19 protein-coding genes are annotated in these 22364 nt (G+C 62.3%); 11 read left to right on the top strand and 8 right to left on the bottom strand.

What is annotated here, in order from left to right; translation table 11 throughout:
• The first annotated feature begins 25 nt into the window (after window positions 1-25).
• Window positions 26-316 carry a putative quinol monooxygenase gene (locus WH265_RS15860; protein WP_339558909.1) on the top strand — a complete coding sequence of 97 codons (291 nt, stop codon included), beginning with the start codon at window positions 26-28 and terminating at the stop codon, window positions 314-316.
• A gap of 53 nt (window positions 317-369) precedes the next feature.
• On the opposite strand, the gene WH265_RS15865 is transcribed toward WH265_RS15860, so the two are convergent.
• Entirely contained in the window at window positions 370-1836 is a 1467-nt protein-coding gene (locus WH265_RS15865; RefSeq protein ID WP_339558910.1) for a hypothetical protein, read from the bottom strand.
• A gap of 1078 nt (window positions 1837-2914) precedes the next feature.
• Between WH265_RS15865 and WH265_RS15870 the strand changes: the two genes are divergently transcribed.
• From WH265_RS15870 to WH265_RS15895, 6 genes are all read left to right on the top strand, one after another.
• Window positions 2915-3331, top strand: coding sequence for a type IV pilin protein (locus tag WH265_RS15870; protein ID WP_339517172.1), 417 nt, complete (start codon window positions 2915-2917; stop codon window positions 3329-3331).
• Window positions 3331-3837 carry a GspH/FimT family pseudopilin gene (locus WH265_RS15875; protein ID WP_339558911.1) on the top strand — a complete coding sequence of 169 codons (507 nt, stop codon included), beginning with the start codon at window positions 3331-3333 and terminating at the stop codon, window positions 3835-3837. The genes WH265_RS15870 and WH265_RS15875 overlap by 1 nt, the downstream gene beginning before the upstream one ends.
• Window positions 3838-3905: 68 nt before the next feature.
• Window positions 3906-4379: a hypothetical protein gene (locus WH265_RS15880; RefSeq protein WP_339558912.1), complete on the top strand. Its 474-nt coding sequence runs from the start codon at window positions 3906-3908 to the stop codon at window positions 4377-4379.
• Between the two features lie 26 nt (window positions 4380-4405).
• Window positions 4406-5539, top strand: coding sequence for a PilW family protein (locus WH265_RS15885; protein ID WP_339558913.1), 1134 nt, complete (start codon window positions 4406-4408; stop codon window positions 5537-5539).
• A 35-nt stretch (window positions 5540-5574) separates the two neighbouring features.
• Window positions 5575-6135 (top strand): pilus assembly PilX family protein, encoded by a 561-nt coding sequence (locus tag WH265_RS15890; RefSeq protein WP_339558914.1) that lies wholly within the window; start codon window positions 5575-5577, stop codon window positions 6133-6135.
• An 80-nt stretch (window positions 6136-6215) separates the two neighbouring features.
• Entirely contained in the window at window positions 6216-11969 is a 5754-nt protein-coding gene (locus WH265_RS15895; RefSeq protein WP_339558915.1) for a PilC/PilY family type IV pilus protein, read from the top strand.
• A gap of 92 nt (window positions 11970-12061) precedes the next feature.
• Here the strand turns inward: WH265_RS15895 and WH265_RS15900 are convergent, their stop codons facing one another.
• The gene (locus WH265_RS15900) at window positions 12062-12679 is read right to left on the bottom strand and encodes a nitroreductase family protein (RefSeq protein ID WP_339558916.1); all 618 of its coding nucleotides are present in this window, start codon (window positions 12677-12679) and stop codon (window positions 12062-12064) included.
• Between the two features lie 47 nt (window positions 12680-12726).
• Complete coding sequence (locus tag WH265_RS15905; protein ID WP_312990105.1) at window positions 12727-13599, bottom strand: EamA family transporter; 873 nt, start codon at window positions 13597-13599, stop codon at window positions 12727-12729.
• 64 nt (window positions 13600-13663) lie between these two features.
• On the opposite strand from WH265_RS15905, the gene WH265_RS15910 reads away from it, so the two are divergent.
• Window positions 13664-14209 (top strand): MarR family winged helix-turn-helix transcriptional regulator, encoded by a 546-nt coding sequence (locus tag WH265_RS15910; protein ID WP_339558917.1) that lies wholly within the window; start codon window positions 13664-13666, stop codon window positions 14207-14209.
• 61 nt (window positions 14210-14270) lie between these two features.
• Here WH265_RS15910 and WH265_RS15915 read toward each other — a convergent pair whose 3' ends face one another.
• The gene (locus WH265_RS15915; protein WP_339558918.1) at window positions 14271-14777 is read right to left on the bottom strand and encodes a DUF6314 family protein; all 507 of its coding nucleotides are present in this window, start codon (window positions 14775-14777) and stop codon (window positions 14271-14273) included.
• A 361-nt stretch (window positions 14778-15138) separates the two neighbouring features.
• On the opposite strand from WH265_RS15915, the gene WH265_RS15920 reads away from it, so the two are divergent.
• Window positions 15139-15705, top strand: a complete 567-nt coding sequence (locus WH265_RS15920; RefSeq protein ID WP_021028906.1) for a hypothetical protein — start codon at window positions 15139-15141, stop codon at window positions 15703-15705.
• A gap of 204 nt (window positions 15706-15909) precedes the next feature.
• Window positions 15910-16317 carry a BLUF domain-containing protein gene (locus WH265_RS15925; protein ID WP_339558919.1) on the top strand — a complete coding sequence of 136 codons (408 nt, stop codon included), beginning with the start codon at window positions 15910-15912 and terminating at the stop codon, window positions 16315-16317.
• An 84-nt stretch (window positions 16318-16401) separates the two neighbouring features.
• Here WH265_RS15925 and WH265_RS15930 read toward each other — a convergent pair whose 3' ends face one another.
• On the bottom strand, window positions 16402-17862 hold the full coding sequence (locus WH265_RS15930; RefSeq protein ID WP_339558920.1) for an ATP-binding protein: 1461 nt from the start codon (window positions 17860-17862) through the stop codon (window positions 16402-16404).
• Window positions 17852-18595 carry a response regulator gene (locus tag WH265_RS15935; RefSeq protein WP_021028909.1) on the bottom strand — a complete coding sequence of 248 codons (744 nt, stop codon included), beginning with the start codon at window positions 18593-18595 and terminating at the stop codon, window positions 17852-17854. The genes WH265_RS15930 and WH265_RS15935 overlap by 11 nt, the downstream gene beginning before the upstream one ends.
• A 210-nt stretch (window positions 18596-18805) precedes the next feature.
• On the opposite strand from WH265_RS15935, the gene WH265_RS15940 reads away from it, so the two are divergent.
• Window positions 18806-21043 carry a TonB-dependent siderophore receptor gene (locus tag WH265_RS15940; RefSeq protein ID WP_339558921.1) on the top strand — a complete coding sequence of 746 codons (2238 nt, stop codon included), beginning with the start codon at window positions 18806-18808 and terminating at the stop codon, window positions 21041-21043.
• A 127-nt stretch (window positions 21044-21170) separates the two neighbouring features.
• Here WH265_RS15940 and WH265_RS15945 read toward each other — a convergent pair whose 3' ends face one another.
• Window positions 21171-21656: a hypothetical protein gene (locus tag WH265_RS15945; protein ID WP_339517185.1), complete on the bottom strand. Its 486-nt coding sequence runs from the start codon at window positions 21654-21656 to the stop codon at window positions 21171-21173.
• Between the two features lie 189 nt (window positions 21657-21845).
• Window positions 21846-22247, bottom strand: coding sequence for a DUF3224 domain-containing protein (locus WH265_RS15950; RefSeq protein ID WP_339558922.1), 402 nt, complete (start codon window positions 22245-22247; stop codon window positions 21846-21848).
• Between the last annotated feature and the right edge of the window lie 117 nt (window positions 22248-22364).

Below are 22364 nucleotides of genomic sequence, written 5' to 3' on the forward strand. Positions count from 1 at the left end.
CTCAGCGCACCCCAGGAGCCCTGGTTTGACGGAAGCCCTGAACCTGGTCGTCACGCTGCAGCCCCGCGCGGGCTGTTTGCCGGATGTCGTCTCGACACTCACAACCTTGGCGCAGGCCAGCCGGCAAGAAGCCGGCTGCCTGCGCTACGACGTTGCGGTGGGCAAGGAGCTGGTCTATCTCTTTGAGGTATGGACCGACCGCCAGGCTTTGGCGGCGCATGAGACGGAGGCACATTTTGTGCTGGGTGTCGCTGCGCTGAACCGCCTGTGTGAATCCCAAAGGGTGGAATTTGTCGAGTGGCAGGGGCCGGGCTAGCCGGCCTCGGTCCCCATCTCCCTCACTACTGAAACGGATGCACTGGGCGGGTGCTAGTTGTGCCAGGTGCTGAGCCAGGCATAACCGGTCATCACCGCGAAAGCCACCAGCGCAAACGGCAGCAGGAACAGGTAGACCGACCGCTCCTCTGCAGCCCCATGGCTGAGCTTGGCCGCAATCGACATGCGCACCGGTGAGAAAAAGCCCAGTGCCAGCCCGGAGACATGCACCACCGCGCCCGTGGCCAGCAGGCTGATACCGGCCTGAGACGCGAGCGTGGAGAGCGGTGGCAGCAGCAGGCTGTTGCCGGCATTGCCGGTATTGGCAATGATGCCCAGCGCTCCCGCCAGCGCTGGGGTGAGCACCATGGCATCGGGCCCCAAGGCGGCAAAGAGGCCGTTGGCCAGGCCTTGCGCGATGCCCGATTTATTCAGCATTTCCGCCATCATCGCAAACAGAAACACCGTCCACACGGCCTGCTTGCCGGTGGACCAGGAGGCCAGAACCTCGGCCTTGAGCGTGTGCGTGCGCCGGCGCAAAGCAGCGGTCAACAGTGCGGCCACCAGGAACCACAGGCCGGAATGCATCAGCGGCAGCAAGGTGGGCAGGTCGGGAAAGGGCCGGAACCATAGCAGCGTCGACAGGCATTCCCTGAGGCTGGGTAAGAGCCTGGTCGCGGCCAGCCATCCGATGATCAAGCCATAGGGCAGGCAGGCGATGGCACGTTGGCGAACTTGCTGCCCATCGGGGCGCTCATCCACCAGGTAGCGAAGAATGATGAGCGGGCTGAAGGCGGCAAGCAGTGCCGTCTCCGGACCCAGCAAGTAGGTGCAGGCCACGAGGCTCACCAGACTTGCCGCCACCCAGAGCAACTCCCATGCGCACTCGCGGAGCGACATGTGCTCTTTGGCTTGGCGCAAAGTGACCCAGAACAGGGCCAGCCACAGCAGCATCAAGGTCGCGACAGGAACGGCCGAATACAGAGCCAGGTCCGTGGGCGACACCCGCAGGTAGGCGGCACCCAGCAGCGTGCCGCTGCTCATTGCACCCCAGGGAATGAAGGTCTGGCTGAGCAAGGCAAACACCATCAAGTGGCGAGGCGCCAGGGCCAGGTGGCGCAGCATCATCACCGTGCCCACCATGCCGACGCCAAAGCCGGTCGCGGACTCGGCAAAAGGGCCGACCAAAAAGCAGGCAAAGAACAGCCTTCTGCGGCGGGCATAGGGGTCGAGACCCGCAGAGGGGCCATCAGCGCCGTCGAGCGCATGCTTGCTGGACGCGACGCGCCAAAAAAGCAGGCCGCCCAGGATATAGGGCGCGATGGTCCCGCCAATCCAAGCCCCCCGCATGAGCGACTCACCGAGCTTGTCGATGGAAAACGTAATCGGGCCGGTGAAAAGCGCGATGGGCACCGTCAAGGCCAGACCCAGCAGCGCTGCCCGGGTCGCGTTCCACTTCAGAAAGGCAATGGCCAGCGCCACGACCAAGGTGGGCGTTGCCCACAGCAGGTAGCTATGCATCGCCGCGCTGTTGCTGTGGGGCGGCTGGCTGTAAACAGAGCGCTTTTAGGGTCATGCCTGGCATAGAAGAGGTGTCGTTATTTATTACAACGATTCTCCGGCCTTCTAGGGGTTTGCCCAGTCACCTTGGCTTCGCATCCACCGGGAGCTGCGATGAAAAGTCGCCTCGCTTTGCGCTGCAGGCTTGGTGTTTGAGCAGGTCTTGCTGGCCCAAGCGACTCAACTTCTGGACCTCTGGTCACAGCCTTGCTGCGGCTTGGCATGTGGTCAGTCCTCTGTTGATGGAGCCGAATTTTCACCCTGGTATCCAAGCAATTCTGAGGCCCTGTTGGTCATCGTGGTGGAGGAACACTTGGTTCTCTTCAAGGCACCCATCTTGGGGGCGGAGGCATGAAGGCTTGGCAGCCCGCCTGCTCTGCCTTGGCGCTGTTGCGCACAGGGTTTGGCCCGATTCGTTGATCCAAATCAATCTTGAGGATAGTCGGAATGAATTGTTGTAAATATGTCAATTAGTGCCTGGTAGAAACTATGTTAACAATTGGATTGAATGTTTCTTTGGGTAAGCGGCTACACTCCGGCTGCAGATTTCATTGAGTAAAAATAAGAAACCATAAGAAACATGAATTCATAATCTGCCGCCTGTTGCGCGGGGTGCAAGCGCAGGAATGATGAATTGGTATCTCTGGAGGGCGATCCGTTTATCTGTAGCGCCTAGCCTTGCATTGTCATGCTTGGGGATGATCGGCATGAGGGTGGCAGATGGATCATTTTTGAAGATGAGTAAGTGCCTGCTTATCGGTGCTGTGCCTGGTGCGTGATAAGGAAATCCAGAAAAATTTCATCTTTGATTTTGCAAGATTTTTTGCTTTTTTGACGGTGTTTCCACTGATTGATAAAAATAACAGACCAACAGATCGGGGGGGGGTGCCGGTGTATTAATTTTAATAATAGGCGTTGGTCCAACATGCTTCAAAAAAATATCGACCGCCTGTGCCAAGCGTGCAGTGGTGGGGGGTGGGGAAGTAGTCGCCGGTCGCATCTTTCTGCCAAGCAGAGGGGTGCTTGCATGCGGCGAGGTATGTCGCGTGGCTTTACCTTGATTGAGGTGATGATCGTGGTGGGGATTATTGCCATCCTCGCTGCCATTGCGATGCCTGCGTACCAAGAATATATCAAGCGAGGCCAGATTGTGGATGGTCTGGTGCCGTTAGCCGATATGGGCGGCAAGCTGGAGCAGTATTTTCAGGATAACCGGACCTACGAAGACGCCTGCGGCACGAGCGGCTTGGCGCCAGCGCCGGCGGCCACCGCCCGCTTCAAATACACCTGTGCGCTGGATGTGAAGACCTACACGGTGACCGCCACCGGTATTGGCAGCATGTCCGGCTTTGTGTTCACACTCAACCAGCAAGGCCAGCGCGCCACTACAGGCACGCCTTCAGGCTGGACAGCCGGTACCAATTGCTGGTCGGCCCGCAAGGATGGGAGCTGCTGATGCTGCCTGTTGTGGCTAAGCGCGCCCATGGCTTCACCTTGCTTGAGCTGCTGGTGGGGATTGGCATCATCGCTTTTTTGCTGCTGATGGTGATGCCCAGCATCCGCGTGTACCTGTTGGACACCAAGATCCGTGCAGCGGCCCAGGCTTACTACGACGGCGCGCAGCAGGCACGCTCAGAAGCCTTGCGCCGCAATGGCGATGTGACCATCAGCCTCAGTGAATCCAACCGGGGATGGTCGATTGTGACTGGCGGCACCACGCTTGCTGCCAAGCCTGCAGAGTCTGCCGCTCCGCTCACGATCACGGCCACAGCGGCGGATGTGACCTTCAATGGTCTGGGCAATGCCTCGGCAGCGAACACCGTCAAGTTCATGCCGGGCGACAGTGCGCAGTGCCTGGCCAGTGGTCCCCAGCGCTGCCTGAACATCCTGGTCTCGCCTGGCGGCCAGGTGCGCCTCTGCGATCCCACCATCACCGCCGCTGGAGACAACCGCAAATGCTGAGCACTCCTTCTTTGACGCGGCGCAGGCGCTCTCCCGTGCAAAGGCCAGCTGCCCGCCCGCAGCACGGGATGATGCTGATCGAGGCCATGGTCTCCATCCTGCTGCTGCTGCTGGGAATCCTGGGGATTGCAGGACTGACGGCCAAATCGATGGCGCTCAGTGGCCAGGCGCAGTACCGCACCGAAGCGGGTATCTACGCCGCCCAGATCATCCAGCTGGTGTCGTTGAGTGTGGACCGCAGCTCAGCGAGCACGCTGGCGCAGTCGCTCAAGGCCTTTGAGCACCAGCCAGACGGCACGGAACGCTGTGCCTACAGCGGCACTGAACTGAGCGAGACCTCGGAACTGGGCAAGGTTCTGAAGGCGGCGCGGGGGGCAGACACGGCCAACCCCGGGCTGGGGCTGCCAGGTGCTACCGAAAGTGGCCAGCAAGTGGTCGTCAATACCGGCAACGATCTCAACCAGGTCACGGTGCGGCTGTGCTGGCAAGGGCCCAGTGACACGGCCAAGCGCATCTACGAAATACAGGCATTCGTGCACTAGAAAAATACCAAGAGAGGACCATTGCCATGAAAGGTTTTGCGCCGCGAAGATCGCCGCCGGATGGGCGCATGCAGGGCTTCACGATCATCGAAATCATGATCGGGCTGGCCATCGGCCTGCTGACTTTGCTGGCCATCTACCAGTTGTTCTCCACATCGGAGGGGCGGCGACGCACGACCTCGGCAGTCAGTCAGGCGCAAACGGCTGGGTCCCTGGCGCTGTTTGCCATCGAGCGCGATATTCGCTCGGCCGGACTGGGGTTTGCAGGCATGGATTCCGCCTACCTGGGCTGCGAAGTGCAGGCCTACAAGCGCACGGGCCGCGACCCGGCCCAGTACACATTTCCGCTGATGCCGGTGCAGATCGTCAGCGGCAATGAGCTGCGGGTGCTCACCGGCTCATCGCCCAATATGTTTATTGGCGCGCGCTACAGCGCCAGTGCCAGCGGTGTCTTCACGATGGAGCGCAGCAATGCCGGTTTTCAGGCCGGCGATGTGGCCGTGGGGACCAGCGACACGGATCCCAGCAAGTGCCTGCTGATGGAAGTGACAGCCGGCGCTGGCTCGTCCATCACCGGTCCGGGAGGTGTTGCAGAAGAGGATCCGACGGTGCGCCACATGACCAGTGGCTATACCAGCTTCTACACCGCTGCCTCAGTAACGCCTGAGCGCAATGGCGGCTCCTCGGTCGACATGCTCGATGGCGGCGCCGCCAGCCTGGGTGAGGGTTGGCTGTTCAGCCTGGGCAACCAGCCCACTCGCAACGTTTGGCGTGTCAAGGACAACCAGCTGATGCGCTACAACTTTCTGGATGAGACCGATACCAAGAGCGTGGCCGTCGCCGAGGACGTGCTGCAAATGGTGGCTGAATACGGTTTTGACAAGGATGGAAGCGGCAAGATCGACAAGGAGGATGAGTGGACATCTTCCGATGCAGATCTGGTCGCCACCAAGCTGGGGCGTCTGATGGCGGTGCGTGTCGCCATCCTGGTGCGTAGCTCGCAGTATGAGCGCGAAGCGGTGACCTCTGCTGCACCCAAGTGGGCCAATGGCAGCAAGTCATTCGAGATGGGTACGGGTGACGAATGGCCGCATTACCGCTACCGCGTATACGAAAGCGTGATCCCGCTGCGCAACACGATTTGGGGACAACAACAATGACCAAACACTTGCCATGCCTTCGTGCAACGCCGCCCATGGCTCTCGCTCCACGGTATCAACAGCAGGGCGTGACCTTGCTGGTCGCCCTGGTCGTGCTGCTGGTGATGACGATCACCGGCCTGGCCCTCGTGCGCACCAGCACCTTGGGCGCTGGCGTCTCAGGCAGTCTGGCACTCAAGCAGGCGGCCACATCGGGCGCTGATTTGGGGCTGGAAACTGGCCTGGCCAAGCTCGAAGTCTTGGCAGCCACGGGCACCAGTGCACTCGATGCCAACAACAGCTCTTTGGGCTATTACGCCAGCGTTGATCCGAAGGCATCCGCTCAATCGCTGGCCTGGGGCAGTGCCCCTGTGGTCACCACCAACGATGGCTTGGGCAACGAGGTGCGTTACCTGATCCATCGGCTCTGCAGCAAGGCAGAAGCGCTCAACGCTGCCGGGCAAAGCTGTGTCATGCCCCAGGGTGAAGGTTGCTCGGGTTCCAGCGAATCGATAGGCAGCGTCTCCAGCTGCACGCAGCGGCCCATGTACCGCATCACCGCGAAGGTGTCCGGTCCCCGAGACACCGAAAGCTATGTGCAGATGAGCACCTACTGAGACCTGCCCGGATCACCCTCCGGGCATGGTTGCGTTGGGTCAGGCAAAAAATTCTAGATTAATAAGAGGAGTGCGAATAGATGAAAAATATAGCTTTCGCAGATAGAGAGAAACACCGGAGTCCGGCGCGCGCCTGGAGCCCGAGGCTGCTGTGGTCGCTGGGCCTGGTGGTCTCGCTGGCTGGGGCTGTGGGCGGCGGCATGGCCATTGCCGACACGCCCCATAACCCGGTCGACATCTCGGACGTGCCAGTCAACACCTTTGCACAGCAGGACAAGCCCAATGTGATGCTGTTGATGGACACGTCGGACTCGATGAAGTGGACCCACATGCCTGACGATTGGGATCCCATCACCTATTCGGCGACCTTCTTCCCGATGGGATACAAGAGTTCGTTGTGCAACAGCCTGTACTACAACCCTGCCACCAAGTACGAGCTGCCTGCCCAGCCCGATGGCACGGCCTACCCTGAGCCCAGCTTTGCCGGTGCCTGGATTGACGGCTATGACACCAGCAAAGGCGTGGTGAATCTGGCAACCAGCTTTCAGGCCTATGACATCTCCACCCGCCTGCGGCAGGAGTCTATCTACAACGACCCTGCGCAAGCGGCCTATTATTTTGAATGGGTGCCGCGCGTGACTGGCGGGGTGCAGCCTTCGTTCGAAGGTGCGGATGTGACAGCTGGCGCCTGCAACAAGGTGACCAACAGCACCATCAAGGCCGACAACGGCAGCTTGCTGCTCAACCAGGCCAGTGCCAATATCAATACCGGCAGCACGACGGCCCCCGATGGCTATTGGATTCGCCGGGGCATCACGACCGCTGCGCAGCAACAGAACTTCGCCAACTGGTACAGCTTCTACCGCACGCGTATCAACATGGCCAAGTCTTCCATCAGCCTGGCCTTCAATGCACTGGACAACAACTTCCGGATCGGCTTTCTGACAGCCGCCAAGCCCGACACCAGTACTTTCAAGTTCATGCCCGTCAAGGATTTTGAAAGCACCGACAAGGCCAACTGGTTCCAGACCATCCAGTCGGCCAAGACAGGCGGCAGCTCGCCCACGCGTGAAGCACTGGCCCGCGTGGGACGTTACTACGCCAACAAGGATGACAGCATCAACACGGCCATGGCGCCCTTTGTGGACCCGGTTGTCTCTGCCTGCCAGCGCCACTATGCGATTGTGACCACCGACGGCTACTGGAACGTCGGCCAGGAAACCAAGGGCCCCATGCAGCTCGATGGCACCACCTTGGTTGGGCAGCAAGACGGCCCTGACAGTGATCCGGCTTACAACCGGCCTCTCACCGGGCCCGATGGCCTCACCCCGCGCCCGATCTATGACGGCTCCACCAGTGGCTCCTTGCTGCGCCGGGATGCCAGCATCGGTTATGACTGGAGCGCCTGCGGCCTGGGCTGGCAAACCATTGTTCCTGGCGGTGGCACCAAGACCGAGACCACCTACAAGAAGATCACCAAGAAGAGTGTGAAGACCCAGGCGGTGACCTATGGCACCGTGCTGGGTTTTTACAAGAGCACGTTGTGGACCGAGCAAAAAGCCAAGCTGGAGCTCAGCTTTGCCAATGCCATGCGCACCTACTGGACGGTCGCTGCCACCAAGATGGTCTACAAGCGTACCTACCAACACAAATACACTTGGAACTCCATCACGCAGAGCCAGTACCGCAATGCCTTGATCACCACCTGGGCCACCGAAAAGCAGGAGCCATTTGGCAAGGCCGTGTACAAGCGGGTGCAGCAAAAGCGCTACTTCTACTCCTACATCAACCAGGCGATTGGTGAGATTCCCTTCAAGACCACCGACAAGAGTGTCTGCGAACCCTATGGCTGCAACCTGGTGGGCTATGACCAGTGGCAGTTGGTGAACGCCAGCTGTACGCCTGGCATGGATGGCGACTACAAGGTCGAGTGCCAGGAGAGCGAAGTGCCCATCAGTGCCTCGAACTGCAGCAACAATGGGCAGTTCGTTCCCGGCCAAGGCACCATCTACTGCGAAGGCAAGCCCGGTGTGGCAGCGATCAACGGGCCTGTACCCGCTTGTGGAACGCTGCACCCTGATTTGGTGGCGAGTGGCGTGACCGCCAGCATGGTGTTGTTCAGCGGTTGCAACAGCAGCTACAGCGAAACCACCTATGTCACCGATGCGCAGTGCGTGAACACCAGCCCGGTGGCGCCGAACTTCAAACGCTCGACTTGCGTTGCCAAGCAGACATATGGTTCGTCTTCGACCAACAACTATTGCTCCGCAGGGGTAAGCAGTAGCAATGTGTACACCGTCTGCAGTGCGAAAAAGGCGAGCACCAGCTTTGTCAATTCCTGCCCTGCTGATCTGTCCAACAATGCGACCAAGATGGACCAGGTCTGTGGTGCTCCTGAGCAGCGCACCAGTTCAGCGGTCGCACTGAGCACTTGCGTGGCCTCCTCGTCACCCACCATTACCACCTGCGAAGAGCCCTATACCACTACCTTTGGTACGACGGCAGTCAACCCTGCCAGCTGTACGGGCGACAGGGTTTGCGAGATGAAGTATTCGGACTGGGGCTATGCCGCAAGCTGCACCGCGCAAGCACCTTCTGCGGGCAACAACTGGACGGGGACCCAATGCAGTACGGGAGGGGGCACCTGCACACCCGCCACGGGTTCACCCACTTCAATGGCCAATGGCGCCGTGCAAAGCTGCACGGCGGCTGGCCCGACGCCGGCCAACGGCTGCTTCCTGGTGACCTGTGAGAGTAAGACCACGGATCCGGTCGAAACCACCAGCTGCAGCACAACCCCTGGCCCATCTGCGGCCAATGGCTGGGTGACCACCCAATGTGTGGCCAACAACCTTTACAACCAGCCGGTACAAAGCTGCCCGCAGACCGGGGTGACTAATTGCAATCCCCAGAGCACGGCCACGGACATGGGCTACGGCGCCTGTGTGGAATCGGGCCCGACCAGCGACAACGGCTGGACGACGACGACCTGCCAGAAGGTGGAACAGGTGACCTACCTGAGCAGCGCTGCTGATTACGCCGCTTGCACCAACGGCACCGCTGCCAATGGTGTGGAAACCATCTGCGAGCAAGAAGGCCCCACGACCATCACTGTGCCGCAAGGCCAGGCTTGTGCTGCCGGCTACGATCCGCTGACCCACAAGGTCACGGTCTGCAATGTCGAGAGCAGTACGTCGGTCTTCACTCCGGACAAACCCGCCAATTGCGCCACGACCGATTGCTCGCAGGTGATGGGCAAGAAGAAGGTGTTCTCCGGTACGGCGACCACGCATCGCGTGAACCTGCTGGGGTCGACGGAGAGCACACCACAGCTGATCTCCACCGTGACGATCCCTGTGACGGAGCTGGAATCGCCCGCGCAGTGCTACAGCGCGACGGAGGCTGCCGGTATGACGCTGCCCAGCAATGGCCGCCCTGTGCCAGCCAACACGGTGGTGTGGGGCAGCCTGCCCGCCGGCCACCAGGCCTGCACCAAGCTGCCTTGCGATGCCGTGGAGCAAAGCAATGTCACTGGCGGCAGCCGCAATTCGCTGGCCGATGTGGCCCAGTACTACTACGGCACCGATCTGCGCCCTGAACTGGCCAACCTGGTAAAGCCAGCTGGCACTGGTGCGGAAGATGACAAGGTGACCTGGCAGCACATGGCCACCTATGTGATCGGCATGGGCGTCTCGGGCACCTTGAAGTTCGACAAGGACTACAAGAATGGTGCGGGTGACTTCGCGGGCATCCGCAATGGCACCAAGACCTGGCCGGTCTGGCCCGCGCCCGGTGTCACCAACTACGAGCAGCCCCAGTCCATCGACGACTTCTGGCATACCGCCGTCAATGGCCGTGGACTCTACTTCAGCGCCAACGACCCCCAGGCCATCAAGTCGGGCTTGGGCCAGGTGTTCTCCGATATCCGCGCAGCCGTGGGTTCGGGCGCCGGTGTGGCGGTGTCGTCGGCCGTGGTCGAGACGGACAACAACTTCGCCTACGGCGCGCTGTACCGCAGCGGCCGCTGGTCGGGCGAGGTGCAGGCCTATGAGATCAATGTCAGCTCGGGTGTGCGCACGTTGATCCCCAACTGGTCTGCCAAGACCAAGTTGGATGCGCGTGATCTGGCCAGTGACGACCGCCGTATCTTTTTCATGGACGGCGCGGCATTGAAGAGCTTCAACTGGGCAACACTGGGCGGTTTGCAAAGCCATTTCAATGGCACGGCGGCCCAAGCACTGCTGTCGCAGTACAGCGCGATGAGCGACACGCAAAAGACCGCAGCGCTGGGTGAGAACCTGGTGAAGTTCCTGCGAGGGGAGCGCACCAAGGAGGGCTATGTTCAAGGCGACGACACCAAGCTTTACCGCAGCCGTGAAAGCCGCCTGGGTGACATCATCGGCTCGCAGCCGCTGTATGTGGGCAAGCCCCAGCGCAAGTACCGCGATGCTGGCTATGCCGCCTTCCGCCTGGCACAAAAGGACCGGCGTGCCATGGTCTATGTGGGCGGCAATGACGGCATGCTGCATGCTTTCTATGCGGACACCGATCTGACCAAGCAACAGACGATTGGCGGAAAGCTGGTCTACCCTGCTGCGCGTGAAGCCTGGGCCTTTGTGCCCAAGGCCGTCATGCCTGCGATGCCGGCTCTGGCCAGCAATAACTATGACGGCAACCACCGCTACTTTGTCGATGGATCGCCGGTGATGGCCGATATCTTCCACGATGGCGCCTGGAAAACCATCCTGGTGGGCGGCTTCAACAAGGGCGGCAATGGCTACTATGCGCTCGATATCACCGACCCTGAATCGCCCAAAGGTCTTTGGGAAGCCAGTGCCTCGACCATGGGCCAAAGCTATGGCAAGCCGCTGATCACCAAGATGCCGGACGGCACCTGGGTGGCACTGCTGACCTCGGGCTACAACAATGCCGATGGCAAGGGCTATGTCTATGTGCTCAATGCCGGCACCGGTGCGGTGATCCAGACCATCACCAACCCCGATGGCGCGGGCATGAAGGACCTGAACAACTTCATGAAAGACCCCGGCGGCAACAACACCAGCACCTTGTTCTACGGTGGCGACATCCAGGGCAATATCTGGCGCTACCAGTGGAGCAGTGGCAGCTACCAGGCCAAGAAGGTCGTGCAGCTCAAGGACGAGGGCGGCAATGAGCAACCCATCACCACCCGTTTGGAACTGGTGCAAAGCCCCAACCTCAGCGCGCTGCCACGTATCCTGGTTGCCACCGGCAAGCTGCTGGGTATGGGGGATCTGAGCACAACGGGCCAGCAGACCATCTATGGCATTGATGATGTAGCCGATGGTTACAGCAACAGCGGTGCGTCGTTCCGTGCTGGCCTGAAGCAGTCGGTGTTGGCTAACCAACCTCCTGCTGGTGGCAAGCAGACGCGGACGCTCCAATGTGCCTCGACGGTGTCTGATGCGGTGTGCAACGATGCCACCAAGAGCTGGTATGTGGACCTTCCCGACACCGGCGAGCGCGTCAATGTGGATCTGCGCCTGGCCAACACCACCTTGGTGGTCGCGAGCAATGTGCCGTCGAACGAACCCTGCGTGGCCGGCGGCAAGGGCTGGATCAACTACCTGGACTTCCAGACGGGGCGTGCTGTGAACACCAGCACCAACATGGCTGGTGAGTCCGTGGATGGCCTGATCTCGGGCAACGACCTGAGCGCCAACCAAAACGGCGATGTTACCAGCCACGTATCGCCCAGCCAGGTGCCAGAGAACCCGATCGACATCAAGATCCCGGTCGCCACGCCCAAGCCACTGGGCAAGCGCATCAGCTGGCGCGAGTTGGTGAACAAGTAAAGGCAGTGAGAAGCAGGGCGGCGGTGGATTGCTGCCCCCGTCCTGCTCTGCCCTCCGGTATGGCCTACCCGGCGTTGCCTGGCGCAATGCTGTCAGATGATCTCCAGGACCTCCTGCACCGCCTTGCGCGGTTTCTGAGGTCCTTGTTCTTTGGCCGGGTAGCCCACGGTGACCAGCACGACTGGCACCTCGTGCTGCGCCAGGCCAAACGCCTGGTGCAAGGCCAGCGCATCAAAGCCCACCATCGCGCAAGACCCCAGCTGCGCGCCTTGCGCTGCCAGCATCAAGGTCATCGCCGCCAGCGATGCCGAGCGAACCGCTTCATCGCGCTGCAATTGCGCATCCCCCTCATGGGCCTGGATGGCCTGGGCGACCCAGGCATCGGCGGTGCGCTGGGGCAGGGCGCCTGCATCCACGCTGGGCTGCAGTGCAGCTGCCAGTTGGCGGTGTGCCGCCAACGTGCCACAGACGATAAAGGCCACCGCGGCGTCCATCACCTTCTGCTGGCCATAGGCCACGGCCTTCAGGCGGGCCTTGGCATCGTCAGAGCGCACGGCGATAAAGCGCCAGTTCTGCATGTTGTAGGCCGATGGGGCACGCGTGGCCTGTTCGATCAGGGCCTGGATGCGGCCGTCATCGAGCAGGGGGCCATCGACATAACGGTGGACGGAGATGCGGTTTTCAATGGCTTGTTGTACGGGATTGGTCATGGTCAGGTTAAGAGGGTGAGGGCTGAAAAAAAACGGACAGGTTGGCGTTATCGAGATGGCGCCGCCGTCCACTGCACGGCCAGCACGCTGACCAGCACCACCACCAGGCCGGCCAGCGCCATGCCGGTCATCGATTGGCCCAGCAGCGCCCAGCCGAGCACGACGGCGGTGAGGGGGCTGAGCAGGCCCAGCGATGCGACAGCCACGGTGGGCAAACGTGCAATGCCGCGAAACCACAGCGCATAGGCCAGCAGCGCGCCTGCCAGGCAGAGATAGGCATAGGCCAGCCCTTGTACGGCGCTGAGCGATGGCAGCGGTGCATCCAGCCACCAGGCCAGCGGGGCGAGCATCAGGCCACCCAGCAATAGCTGCCAGCCGGTGAGCGCCATCACCGGCAGGTCCAGCTGCCAGCGGCGCGTGAGCCAGACCCCGCTGGCCATGCAGGCGGCGCCCAAGAAGGCCGCGGCAATGCCGATGGGCTCGAATACCGTCTGCGGTGAGATCAGCAGCAGCGCCATGCCCAGCACCCCGGCCACGGCCGCCGCCAAGGTGCTGCGGGCGGGGGATTGGCCATCGGCCCACCAGGCCAGGCCCATCACCATCAGCGGCTGGATGGCGCCCAGCACGGCGGCCAGGCCACCGGGCAGGCGGTAGGCCGCCACAAACAGCAGCGCCTGGAAGGCGCCGATATTGAGCGCACTCAGGATCAGCAAGCGCAGCCAGTGCTGCTGCGCGGGCAGACGGCGCATGGCCAGCACCAGCAGCAGGCCTGCGGGCAGCACCCGGATCAGCGCGGCGGTGAAAGGGCGGTGCGGCGGCAGCAGCTCCGAGGTCACGATATAGGTGGAGCCCCAGACCATGGGGGCCAGTGCGGTGAGGGCGATGTCTTGCCAACGGGAAGGGCGTGGGAGGGCTTGCATGGGTTTTATCTTCAAATCAAGATAAAATGAATGCTAACGCTTAAATATCTTGATATCAAGACAAATGCCAAAAAAACCTTTGTCCCCTGCGGGTGATGCCGTGGACGCAATCCTGGCGCAATGGGCGCGCGAGCGCCCCGATCTGGATGCCAGCCCCATGGGCCCGATTGGCCGCATCAAGCGCTGTGCGGCGCTGATCGAGCAAAGCCTGGATGCGAACTTTGCGCAGTTCGGCCTGAGCTTTTGGGAGTTCGATATGCTGGCCGCGCTGCGGCGCTCGGGCGCGCCTTACCGGCTCAGCCCCACCGAGCTGTTCTCCACCCTGATGGTGACCTCGGGCACCATGACCCACCGGCTCAAGCGCCTGGAAGCCAATGGCTGGATCGAGCGGGTACCCCATGCGCAAGATGCGCGCAGCATGCTGGTGCAGCTGACCAAGCCCGGCCTCAAGCGCATTGATGCCGCCGTTACCGCCCATGTGGACAAGGAACGTGCGCTGCTGCAGCCCCTGCCCGCTGCAAGCCTGGCGGCGCTCAATACGCATCTGTCGGTGTTGCTGGCGGTGCTGGAAGGCGGCGCAGGCAGCTCAGAGGATGAGCAGGGCAGTTGATGCGTTGTTGAGGAGATATACGGACTTTCAATCCGCTGGTCCAGGCTGCCTCCCAGGCGTCTCAGACCGCTGTGCTGCTGCTGGTCGGGGCGCCCGCCAGCCGCTCATACAAGGTATAGCTGCGGTAGGACTTGTGCGGCCCGCGCACCTGGTGCTCGATGACAAAGCCACCGCTGCGCAAAAACGCATAGCTGCTGTCATAGCGGTCTGCAATGCACAGGTGCGAGCTGCTGGCGCTCAGCTGCCCGTCCTGGTCGATGGCGGGATGCAGCCGGTGAAAAAGGCGCTGCTGCTGGGCATCGAAATAGATGCACAAATCCGTCCCCTGCTGGCTGAAAAAATAGCTGCCGCTGGCGCGAAACGCGCCGCCGCTTTGCAGCACCATCTGGCCGCTCTCGGCATAGTGGGCGCCGCTGGAACCCTCCGGGGTAAAGCTCGCCAGGCCCTGCACGGTACCAATGGGGTTGCGGGTCACCAGATCCTGCAGGCTGCGCGAAAAACGCCATTCGCCTTGCAGCGCGGCAAGCAGGTGTTCTGCCACCCAGAGGGGCTGGTGCTCGGTAGTCATTGCGGTGTTTTCCATAGGCGGAGCATCTCTGCCGCAGGCCCTGTCAGCACCCTGCTGCCCGGGTGCTGAGATGCGGTGGGCTGCGGCGATTTTGCCAGGGTTTTCTCAGCCGCCATAGCGCTGCAAACGGCTTGGCGCAAGGCTTTGGCGCGGTAGGTGAAATCTGACCATGTGTCCGTCCTGCCACCCACAGCCTGCGCGCTTGGGGCTGCTGATAATTCATTCACGCCATTGAGGCCAGCAACGCAGCCATTGTGGCGGTATTGCATGAATGACATGCCAGGAGACTATTTTTTGCGCTTCATTGATGGGTGCAAAAAATAGTCAGCTCTTTCACCATAACGATCCAAGGAACAACACCATGAAGCTCCAACCTACCATCGCCGCCCTGTGTGCAGCCGCTTTCTTCTCCGGTGGCGTTTTCGCCATGACCTCTGCCGAGCAGAAGGTCGAGAAGGACCGTATCGAAGCCGAGCACAAGGCTGCCAGCGACCAGTGCAAGCCCATGAAGGGCAATGCCAAGGATGTCTGCAAGAAGCAGGCCGATGGCCAAAAGAAGGTCGCCTTGGCGGATCTGAAGCACCGTGCAGAACCTACCGAAGGCCACCGCCACGACCTGGCCAAGGCCAAGGCAGATGCCGAGTACGACGTGGCCAAGGAAAAGTGCGACGACGCCACGGGCAACACCAAGGACGTCTGCCAGAAGGAAGCCAAGGCAGCCCATGTGAAGGCCTTGGAAGCCGCCAAGGTCGCGGAGGTGAGCGCCAAGCCATCGTCCAATCCATCGGATGTGGCCGATGCGCGCAAGGACGCTGCCGACAAGTCGCGTGAAGCCGACTACAAGGCTGCCAAGGAGCGCTGCGATGCCATGGCCGGTGATGCCAAGGATGCCTGCGTGACCGATGCCAAGCGCAAATTTGGCCAGTAAGTCGCGTTGATGCTGCGCCTGCCAAGGCGCTGTCACTAGCCCCTGATGCACCATCTGCGATGGCCATCAGGGGCTGGTTTTGTGCGGTGATAGCAAGTGCCTGCTATCGCTGCCGGGCTCTGAAGCAGAAAAAAGACCTCAACCGGCACCCACCCGCCGAGGCAAGCAGTACATTGCATACATATTGACAGCGAGAGCCCAGCCATGCCTTCTTCCCTCCGATCCCTTCTCTACACCAGCAGGCTGGCTCCCGGCTATGGGCCCACCGAGGTGGGGCGCATCGTCAAGCAGGCGCGGGAGCTGAACGCCATCCATGGCATCACCGGTGTGCTGGTGTTCGATGGTGACTGGTTTGCGCAGTATGTGGAGGGCGCACCTGATGCCATGCGGGTGCTCGAATCCCATCTGCAGGCAGACCCTCGGCATTCCGATTTCCGGGTCATCGATGCGGGGCTGTCCGGCCCCGAGCGGCGCTTTCCCAACTGGGTGATGGGTTATGCGGATGGCGATATCGACAGCAGCGGCTTGAACATCTCGGCGCTGGCCCAGGCCGATGCCTATGAGGCGCTGGAGCGCTTTGCCCACGCAGTCAAGACCTTGGATATTCTCTGACGGACAGGACTAGCCGCCCTCGCTGATGGCGAACGCGCTCGATCGTGGTGGCGGACCCTTGGCCAGCAAGACGCTCCAGGCCTATCACCGTGCGCTGGCCCTGTTTTTGCGGATACGTATGCCGGCCGACAGGCCCTGCGCTTCGCGGTTGCGCAGCAAGAGCGCGCCGCCATGCGCCTGCGCAATGGCATCGACAATGCTCAGGCCCAGGCCATGGCCGCCGGTGTCCTGGTTGCGCGATGCTTCACCGCGCTCAAAAGGCTGGCGCATGCGCTCGAGCTGCGCGGGCGCAATGCCCGGGCCCCGGTCCTCCACGCAGATTTGGGCAAAGTCCTCATCTTCATCGAGCACCAGGCTGGCGCTGCCGGCATAGCGCAGCGCGTTGTCGATCAGGTTGTCCAGCGCGCGGCGCAGGCTCACAGGCTGGCCCATCACTGGCGCACGGATATGGCCGCGGATATCGACGGGCTGGCCCAGCTCCTGCCGGTCCTGGCAGATGCTGCGGGCCAATGCATCCAGGTCAATCTGCTGCAGCGGGCCCTGGTGCTCCCGCGCCTGGATAAAGGCCAAGGTGCTGTCGATCAGGCCTTCCATGCAGCTCAGGTCGCCGCGCAGCTTTTGCTTGCCGCTGTCCAGGTCGGCGCTGTCCAGCAGCTCCAGGCGCAGCCGCATGCGGGTGATGGGCGTGCGCAGATCGTGCGATACGGCGGCCAGAAAATGCGTGCGCTCGGTCAGATTGGCGGCAATGCGCTGCTGCATGCGGTTCAGCGCATGGGCGGCCTGGCGCACTTCGCGTGGGCCGTCCTCGTCCATGCGCGGTGCGGCGACCACATCGCGCTCCAGCGCCTGCGCGGCCTGGCCCATGCGCAGCAGCGGGGTTACCACCCAGCGCACTGCCAGCAGCACCAGCAACACCACCACCAGAATGCGGAACAGGTAAACGCGCAGCAGCACATCGGCCAGCACTTCCCAGCCGCTTTGTGCATGCCAGCCGGGGCTCAGTTGCGTCTCCAGCACCAGCCAGCGGCCGGGCGCCAGCGCAATCTGCAGGCCATAGTCCACCGTGAAAGGGCTGAGCCCGAAATAGCTGGACTGCGGCACCGCATGCCCATGCGCATCAGTTAACTGCAGCCGCTGCAATTGGGCCTGGCCCGCCTGGGGCAGCCGCGCATGCAGCACGCGGTTGACCAGTGCCTCGGCCTCCTGGTGCAGCTCGGCGTCTTCCACTGGGTAACGGGCTTGCGCCTGATCTAGCACCCGGGCTTGCAGGCCGGGGCCAGCCAGGTAGCGCAGCGCTTGCGGGTCCTGGTTGTTCTGGGCCAGCACCTGCAGCGCATCGGCCAGGCGCTCGGCTGCTACGCGCGTGGGGGTTTCCAGGGTTTGGGTGTGGCGCAGGTCCAGCCAGATGCTGCTGGTGAGGAACTGTGTGGCCAGCATGCCAACGGCCAGCACCAGCACCAGGCGGCCAAACAAGGTATCTGGCAGCCAGCGCACCAGCCGCTTGCGCCAGCCGCTGGCCTGCATATGGGGGGCGTCAGTCGCCATGCACAGGCGGCGGCACCAGCATATAGCCCTCATGCCGCACGGTGCGGATGATTTGCGGCTTGCGGCTGTCCAGCTCGATATGGCCGCGCAGGCGGCTGATGCAGACATCAACAGCCCGGTCCGAGGCCGCGCGCTCACGGCCAAAGGCCAGGTCCATCAGCTGGTCGCGGCTCACGGCCTGGTGCGGGTGGCGCAGCAGGTGCTCCAGAATGCGGAAGTCCGAGCTGGCCAGGCTGATCAGCACGTTGCTGGGCGAGAGCAGGTGACGCTGGGCCAGGTCCAACGTAAAACTGCCAAAGCGCAGCAGCATCGGTGCTGGCGGCTCGGGCATGCCGGGCATGGGCTGGGCCTGGGGCCGCACGCGGCGCAGCACCGCGCGGATGCGGGCCAGCAGCTCCATGGGCTCAAAGGGCTTGTTCAGGTAGTCATCGGCGCCCAGCTCCAGGCCGACCACGCGGTTGAGCACGCTGTCGCGCGCCGTCAGCATGATGATGGGGATATGGGCCGTGGCCGGGTTGGCGCGCAGCTGCTGGCACAGCACCATGCCATCGGTGCCGGGCAGCATGATGTCGAGCAGGATCAGATCGGGCAGGCGCTCGGCCAGCGCGGCCGCCATCTGTTCGCCATCGCCCGCGCACTGGCTGTGCAGGCGCGATTTGGCCAGGTAGCTCACGATGAGCTCTCGCATGTCGGCGTCGTCTTCGACCACCAGGATCAGGGGCAGGTTTTCCATGGCTGTGGCCGGCTATTGTAAACGGGACATGCGAATGAGAATACATTTCATTTCATTTCCGTACACGGCGAATACATGGCGCGGGGCCACCCTTTTTACAGTGCCAGCTTTGCAATAAAAAAGGTGGTTGGCATGGTGGTGAATCAAAAGCGCGCAGCGGTGGCAGGGGGGGCGGTTTGGCTGCGGTTGAGCCCGGTGGTGTGTGCCGCCTTGGCGGTCTGTTCCCAGGCGGCCTTGGCGCAAACCGCGCCGGCAGACACCACGGCTGCCAAGCGCACGGCAGAGACCACCCAGCTCGAAGAGGTGGTGGTCAGCGCCGAATCCACCAATGCCAGCGAAGCCACACGCTCGTACGAGAATCCGGCCGTCTCCAGCGCCACGGGGCTGTTGCTGACGCGCCGCGAAACCCCGCAGTCGGTGAGCGTCGTCACCCGCCAGCAGATGGACGACGAAAACGTGCAGACCCTGGATGACGCCTTGCTCAACGCCACCGGCATCTCGGCCACCCAGCTCGATGTGGGCGGCCGCACCAGCTACCGCGCGCGGGGCTTTGAGATCACCAACTTCCGCGTGGATGGCGCATTGCAGAACGGCCAGACCGGCTTCTCCGGCCAGGGCCTGGCGCTCAACATGGACCTGTATGACCGCGTCGAGATTCTGCGCGGCGCCAATGGCCTGCTGGGCGCCACTGGCGACCCGGCCGGTGTGGTCGACATGGTGCGCAAGGAGCCGCGCAAGACGCGCTTTGGCAGCGTCGGCGTGACCCTGGGCAGCCACGGCGGCCGCCACCTGGCTGCCGATCTGAACCAGCCACTCAATGCCGACGGCAGCGTGCGTTCGCGCTTTGTGATCAGCGGCGATGACTCGAGCACCTTCCGCGACCGCGAAAAGGACAAGTCCCTGGGCCTGCTGGCCAGCTTTGCTGCCGACATCAGCCGCGACACCAAGGCAACCCTGGGCCTTCAGTACGAGCGCCGCCGCATCGATGGTGCCACCTGGGGCACGAACGTCCCCATCTGGTATGCCGATGGCACCGAGACCAACTTCAAGCGCAGCCTGAATTCGTCGGCCGACTGGAGCTACAGCGAGCGCGAGAGCAAGACCATTTTTGGCGCGCTGGAGCACCGCTTTGACAACAACTGGACGACCAAGCTCTCGGGCTCCTGGACGCGTGGCGAGGTGGACAGCCACCTGGCCGTGGCCAAGGCCAACCGGGGCACGGTATCGGCAGGCTACTGGGCGCAGGATGGCAGCGGTGCCTACCTGAACACCTATTTGTCCGAGGCGCAAAGCACCACCAAGAACCTGCAGTGGACGCTCAACGGCCCCTTCGAGGCATTGGGCCGCCGCCACCAGTTCATGATGGGCGCGAACTACAACGACAACCAATCGACCGCCTACGGCCTGGACTGCTTCAACAGCGCCGGCAAGTCCGTCGCCTGCATGAACCGCATCAGCAACGGCTTTGCGATTGGCGACTGGCGCGAGTTCATCCGCACCGGCCAAGGCATTGGCGAAGTGACCACCGCCCGCAACGGCAAGGACACCGTCACCCGCATCAAGACCTATGGCAGCTATGCGGCCACGCGCCTGAGCATCACCGATCCGCTGTCGGTGATCGTCGGCGCGCGGCTGAGCTGGCAGCGCAACTTCTCCAACGGCGTCGTCACCTCGGACTTCAGCCACCAGGTCACGCCCTACCTGGGCGCCGTCTATGACCTGAACCGCAACTACTCGCTCTACGCCAGCTACACCGATGTGTTCGAAGCCCAGTCGCAGCGCCGCGTCGATGGCACCTATCTCGACCCCAAGTCCGGCACCGCGATGGAAGTGGGCGTCAAGGGCGAATGGCTCGATGGCCAGTTCGATGGCTCGCTGGCGGTGTTCCGCAACAAGCAAAAGGATGTGGCCACGATTGCGCGTGACGCCAGCGGCGACCCGCTCTACGTGACCGGCGACGAGGGCGTGACCGCCTATGTCAATGGCGCATCGGGCGTGACGACCAAGGGTTTTGAAGTGGACTTCTCCGGCCGCATCACGCCGAGCTGGAACGTCTATGGCGGCTACACCTATCTGTCGGTGAACAACCCCAATTCCACCGGCGCAGAAGATGACCCCAAGCACCTGCTGCGCCTGAACACCAGCTACCGCCTGCCCGGCAACTGGAACAAGCTGACCCTGGGAACGGGCCTCACGGCACAAAGCAAGATGCACCAGGTCGCCACCGGCACCAGCCACCCCACCGAGGGCGCCAATGTCAATATCGACCTGAAGGCCTACACCTTGTTCCATGCGATGGCGCGCTATGAGATCAACAAGGACCTGGTCGCCACCCTGAACATCTCCAATCTGTTCGACAAGACCTACTACCGCCAGTATGGCTTCTACTCGGGCGCCATCTATGGCGAGCCCCGGACCGTGCGTCTGAACCTGAAGGCCACGTTCTAAACCAAGGATCGCGTTCCTAAGGCAGATCCGCCAAGATCTGCCATGCTGCAGCCCACTCTGCAGCCCTGGACTTTGCAGTGCCAGCCCTGTGCTGGCGTTGCAGAGTCCTTTTTTATGGCCGTCTGCGCTATCGCTGCTGGAGCTCGTCCGCGATGCGCTGGCACCAAACCTGGGCCTCTGCCTGCAGGCCAAAGCTGCTCAGGTGCATCGCGCGTTCGCCCCGCACACGCAGGCGAACGACATAGTAGGGCCCATCTTCGGCGCTGCGCTCCAGCACGCTGGGCGGCTCGACATCGGCGTAGGGAATGGCGCGTGGGGGCAGGGGCAGGCGCCCATGGCGCACCAGGCAGCGCTGGCGCTGGTCAAAATGCAGCCGCAGGCAGCGCCCAGCTGCCAGGCAGAGGAAAAACACCCCCAGCACCACCGGCGCCGTGATGCAGGCGGCCAGCAGCAGCAGTTGCCACCAAGGCAGGCCCCAGTGGCCATGCTGCAAAAAGGGCACAGGTATCAAAAACATCGCCAGCCCAATCACCGCGACAAACAGCCGCATCGGCCAGCTGATGTGCTCCTCGTAACGCAGGCCATCGGGGGAGTCGCGGAAGCCATGGGTCATGTCATGCCTCTATGCGCTGGTGTGTGGGTGCTCCCTGATTGCCTTGGCCAGGGGAACAGGCTTGGCTCTGGATTCTACGGGGCGGTTACGTTTTCGGAACATGGCCACGATGCCCCATGTAAAAAAACCCGGGCCTGCATGCGATTGCAGGCCCGGGACTTTTCAGTCGCCGAAGGTGCTGGGGGCTCGTCAAGCCTCAGGCAGTTGGTACACAAAGCGGTAGGAATGCTGGCCGTTGTCGATCGTGATCTGCATGTTGCCGCGCAGGCCCTGCAGTGCATCGGTGGCCGAATCGGGCACGACGCTGATGCTTTGCGTGGACGCGCCCTGTGCCATGCTGGCGCTGTGCTGCAGCACAAAGCTGCCGCTGCGGCCATGCAGGCTGCCTTGCACGCGTTCCATCGCCACATAGCCGGCCGAACCGGCGGTCGTGCTGCGGAACGACAGCATCTCGCCCTGGCTGGCCGCCTGCAGATCGCCGCTGAATTGCTTGTCGAGCGAGAGCCGGCCCAGGCCCGTGGCCTCGGCAACCGGGCTGAGGCCTTCGGGTTGCAGCTTGATGTCAAAGCGTCCGGTGGCGATATGGTCCATGGCAGAGTCCAGGCAAAAATGCAATTTTTGCACGTTGCTGTATTTATGTACAGTATTTTGATTGCCGCAGCGATGATGCCGGGTGGATCGGGGCAACCCGTCGTTGGGACGATGGCC

The sequence above is a fragment of the Comamonas sp. MYb396 genome, from assembly GCF_037479555.1.
Lineage (GTDB): Bacteria > Pseudomonadota > Gammaproteobacteria > Burkholderiales > Burkholderiaceae_C > Comamonas.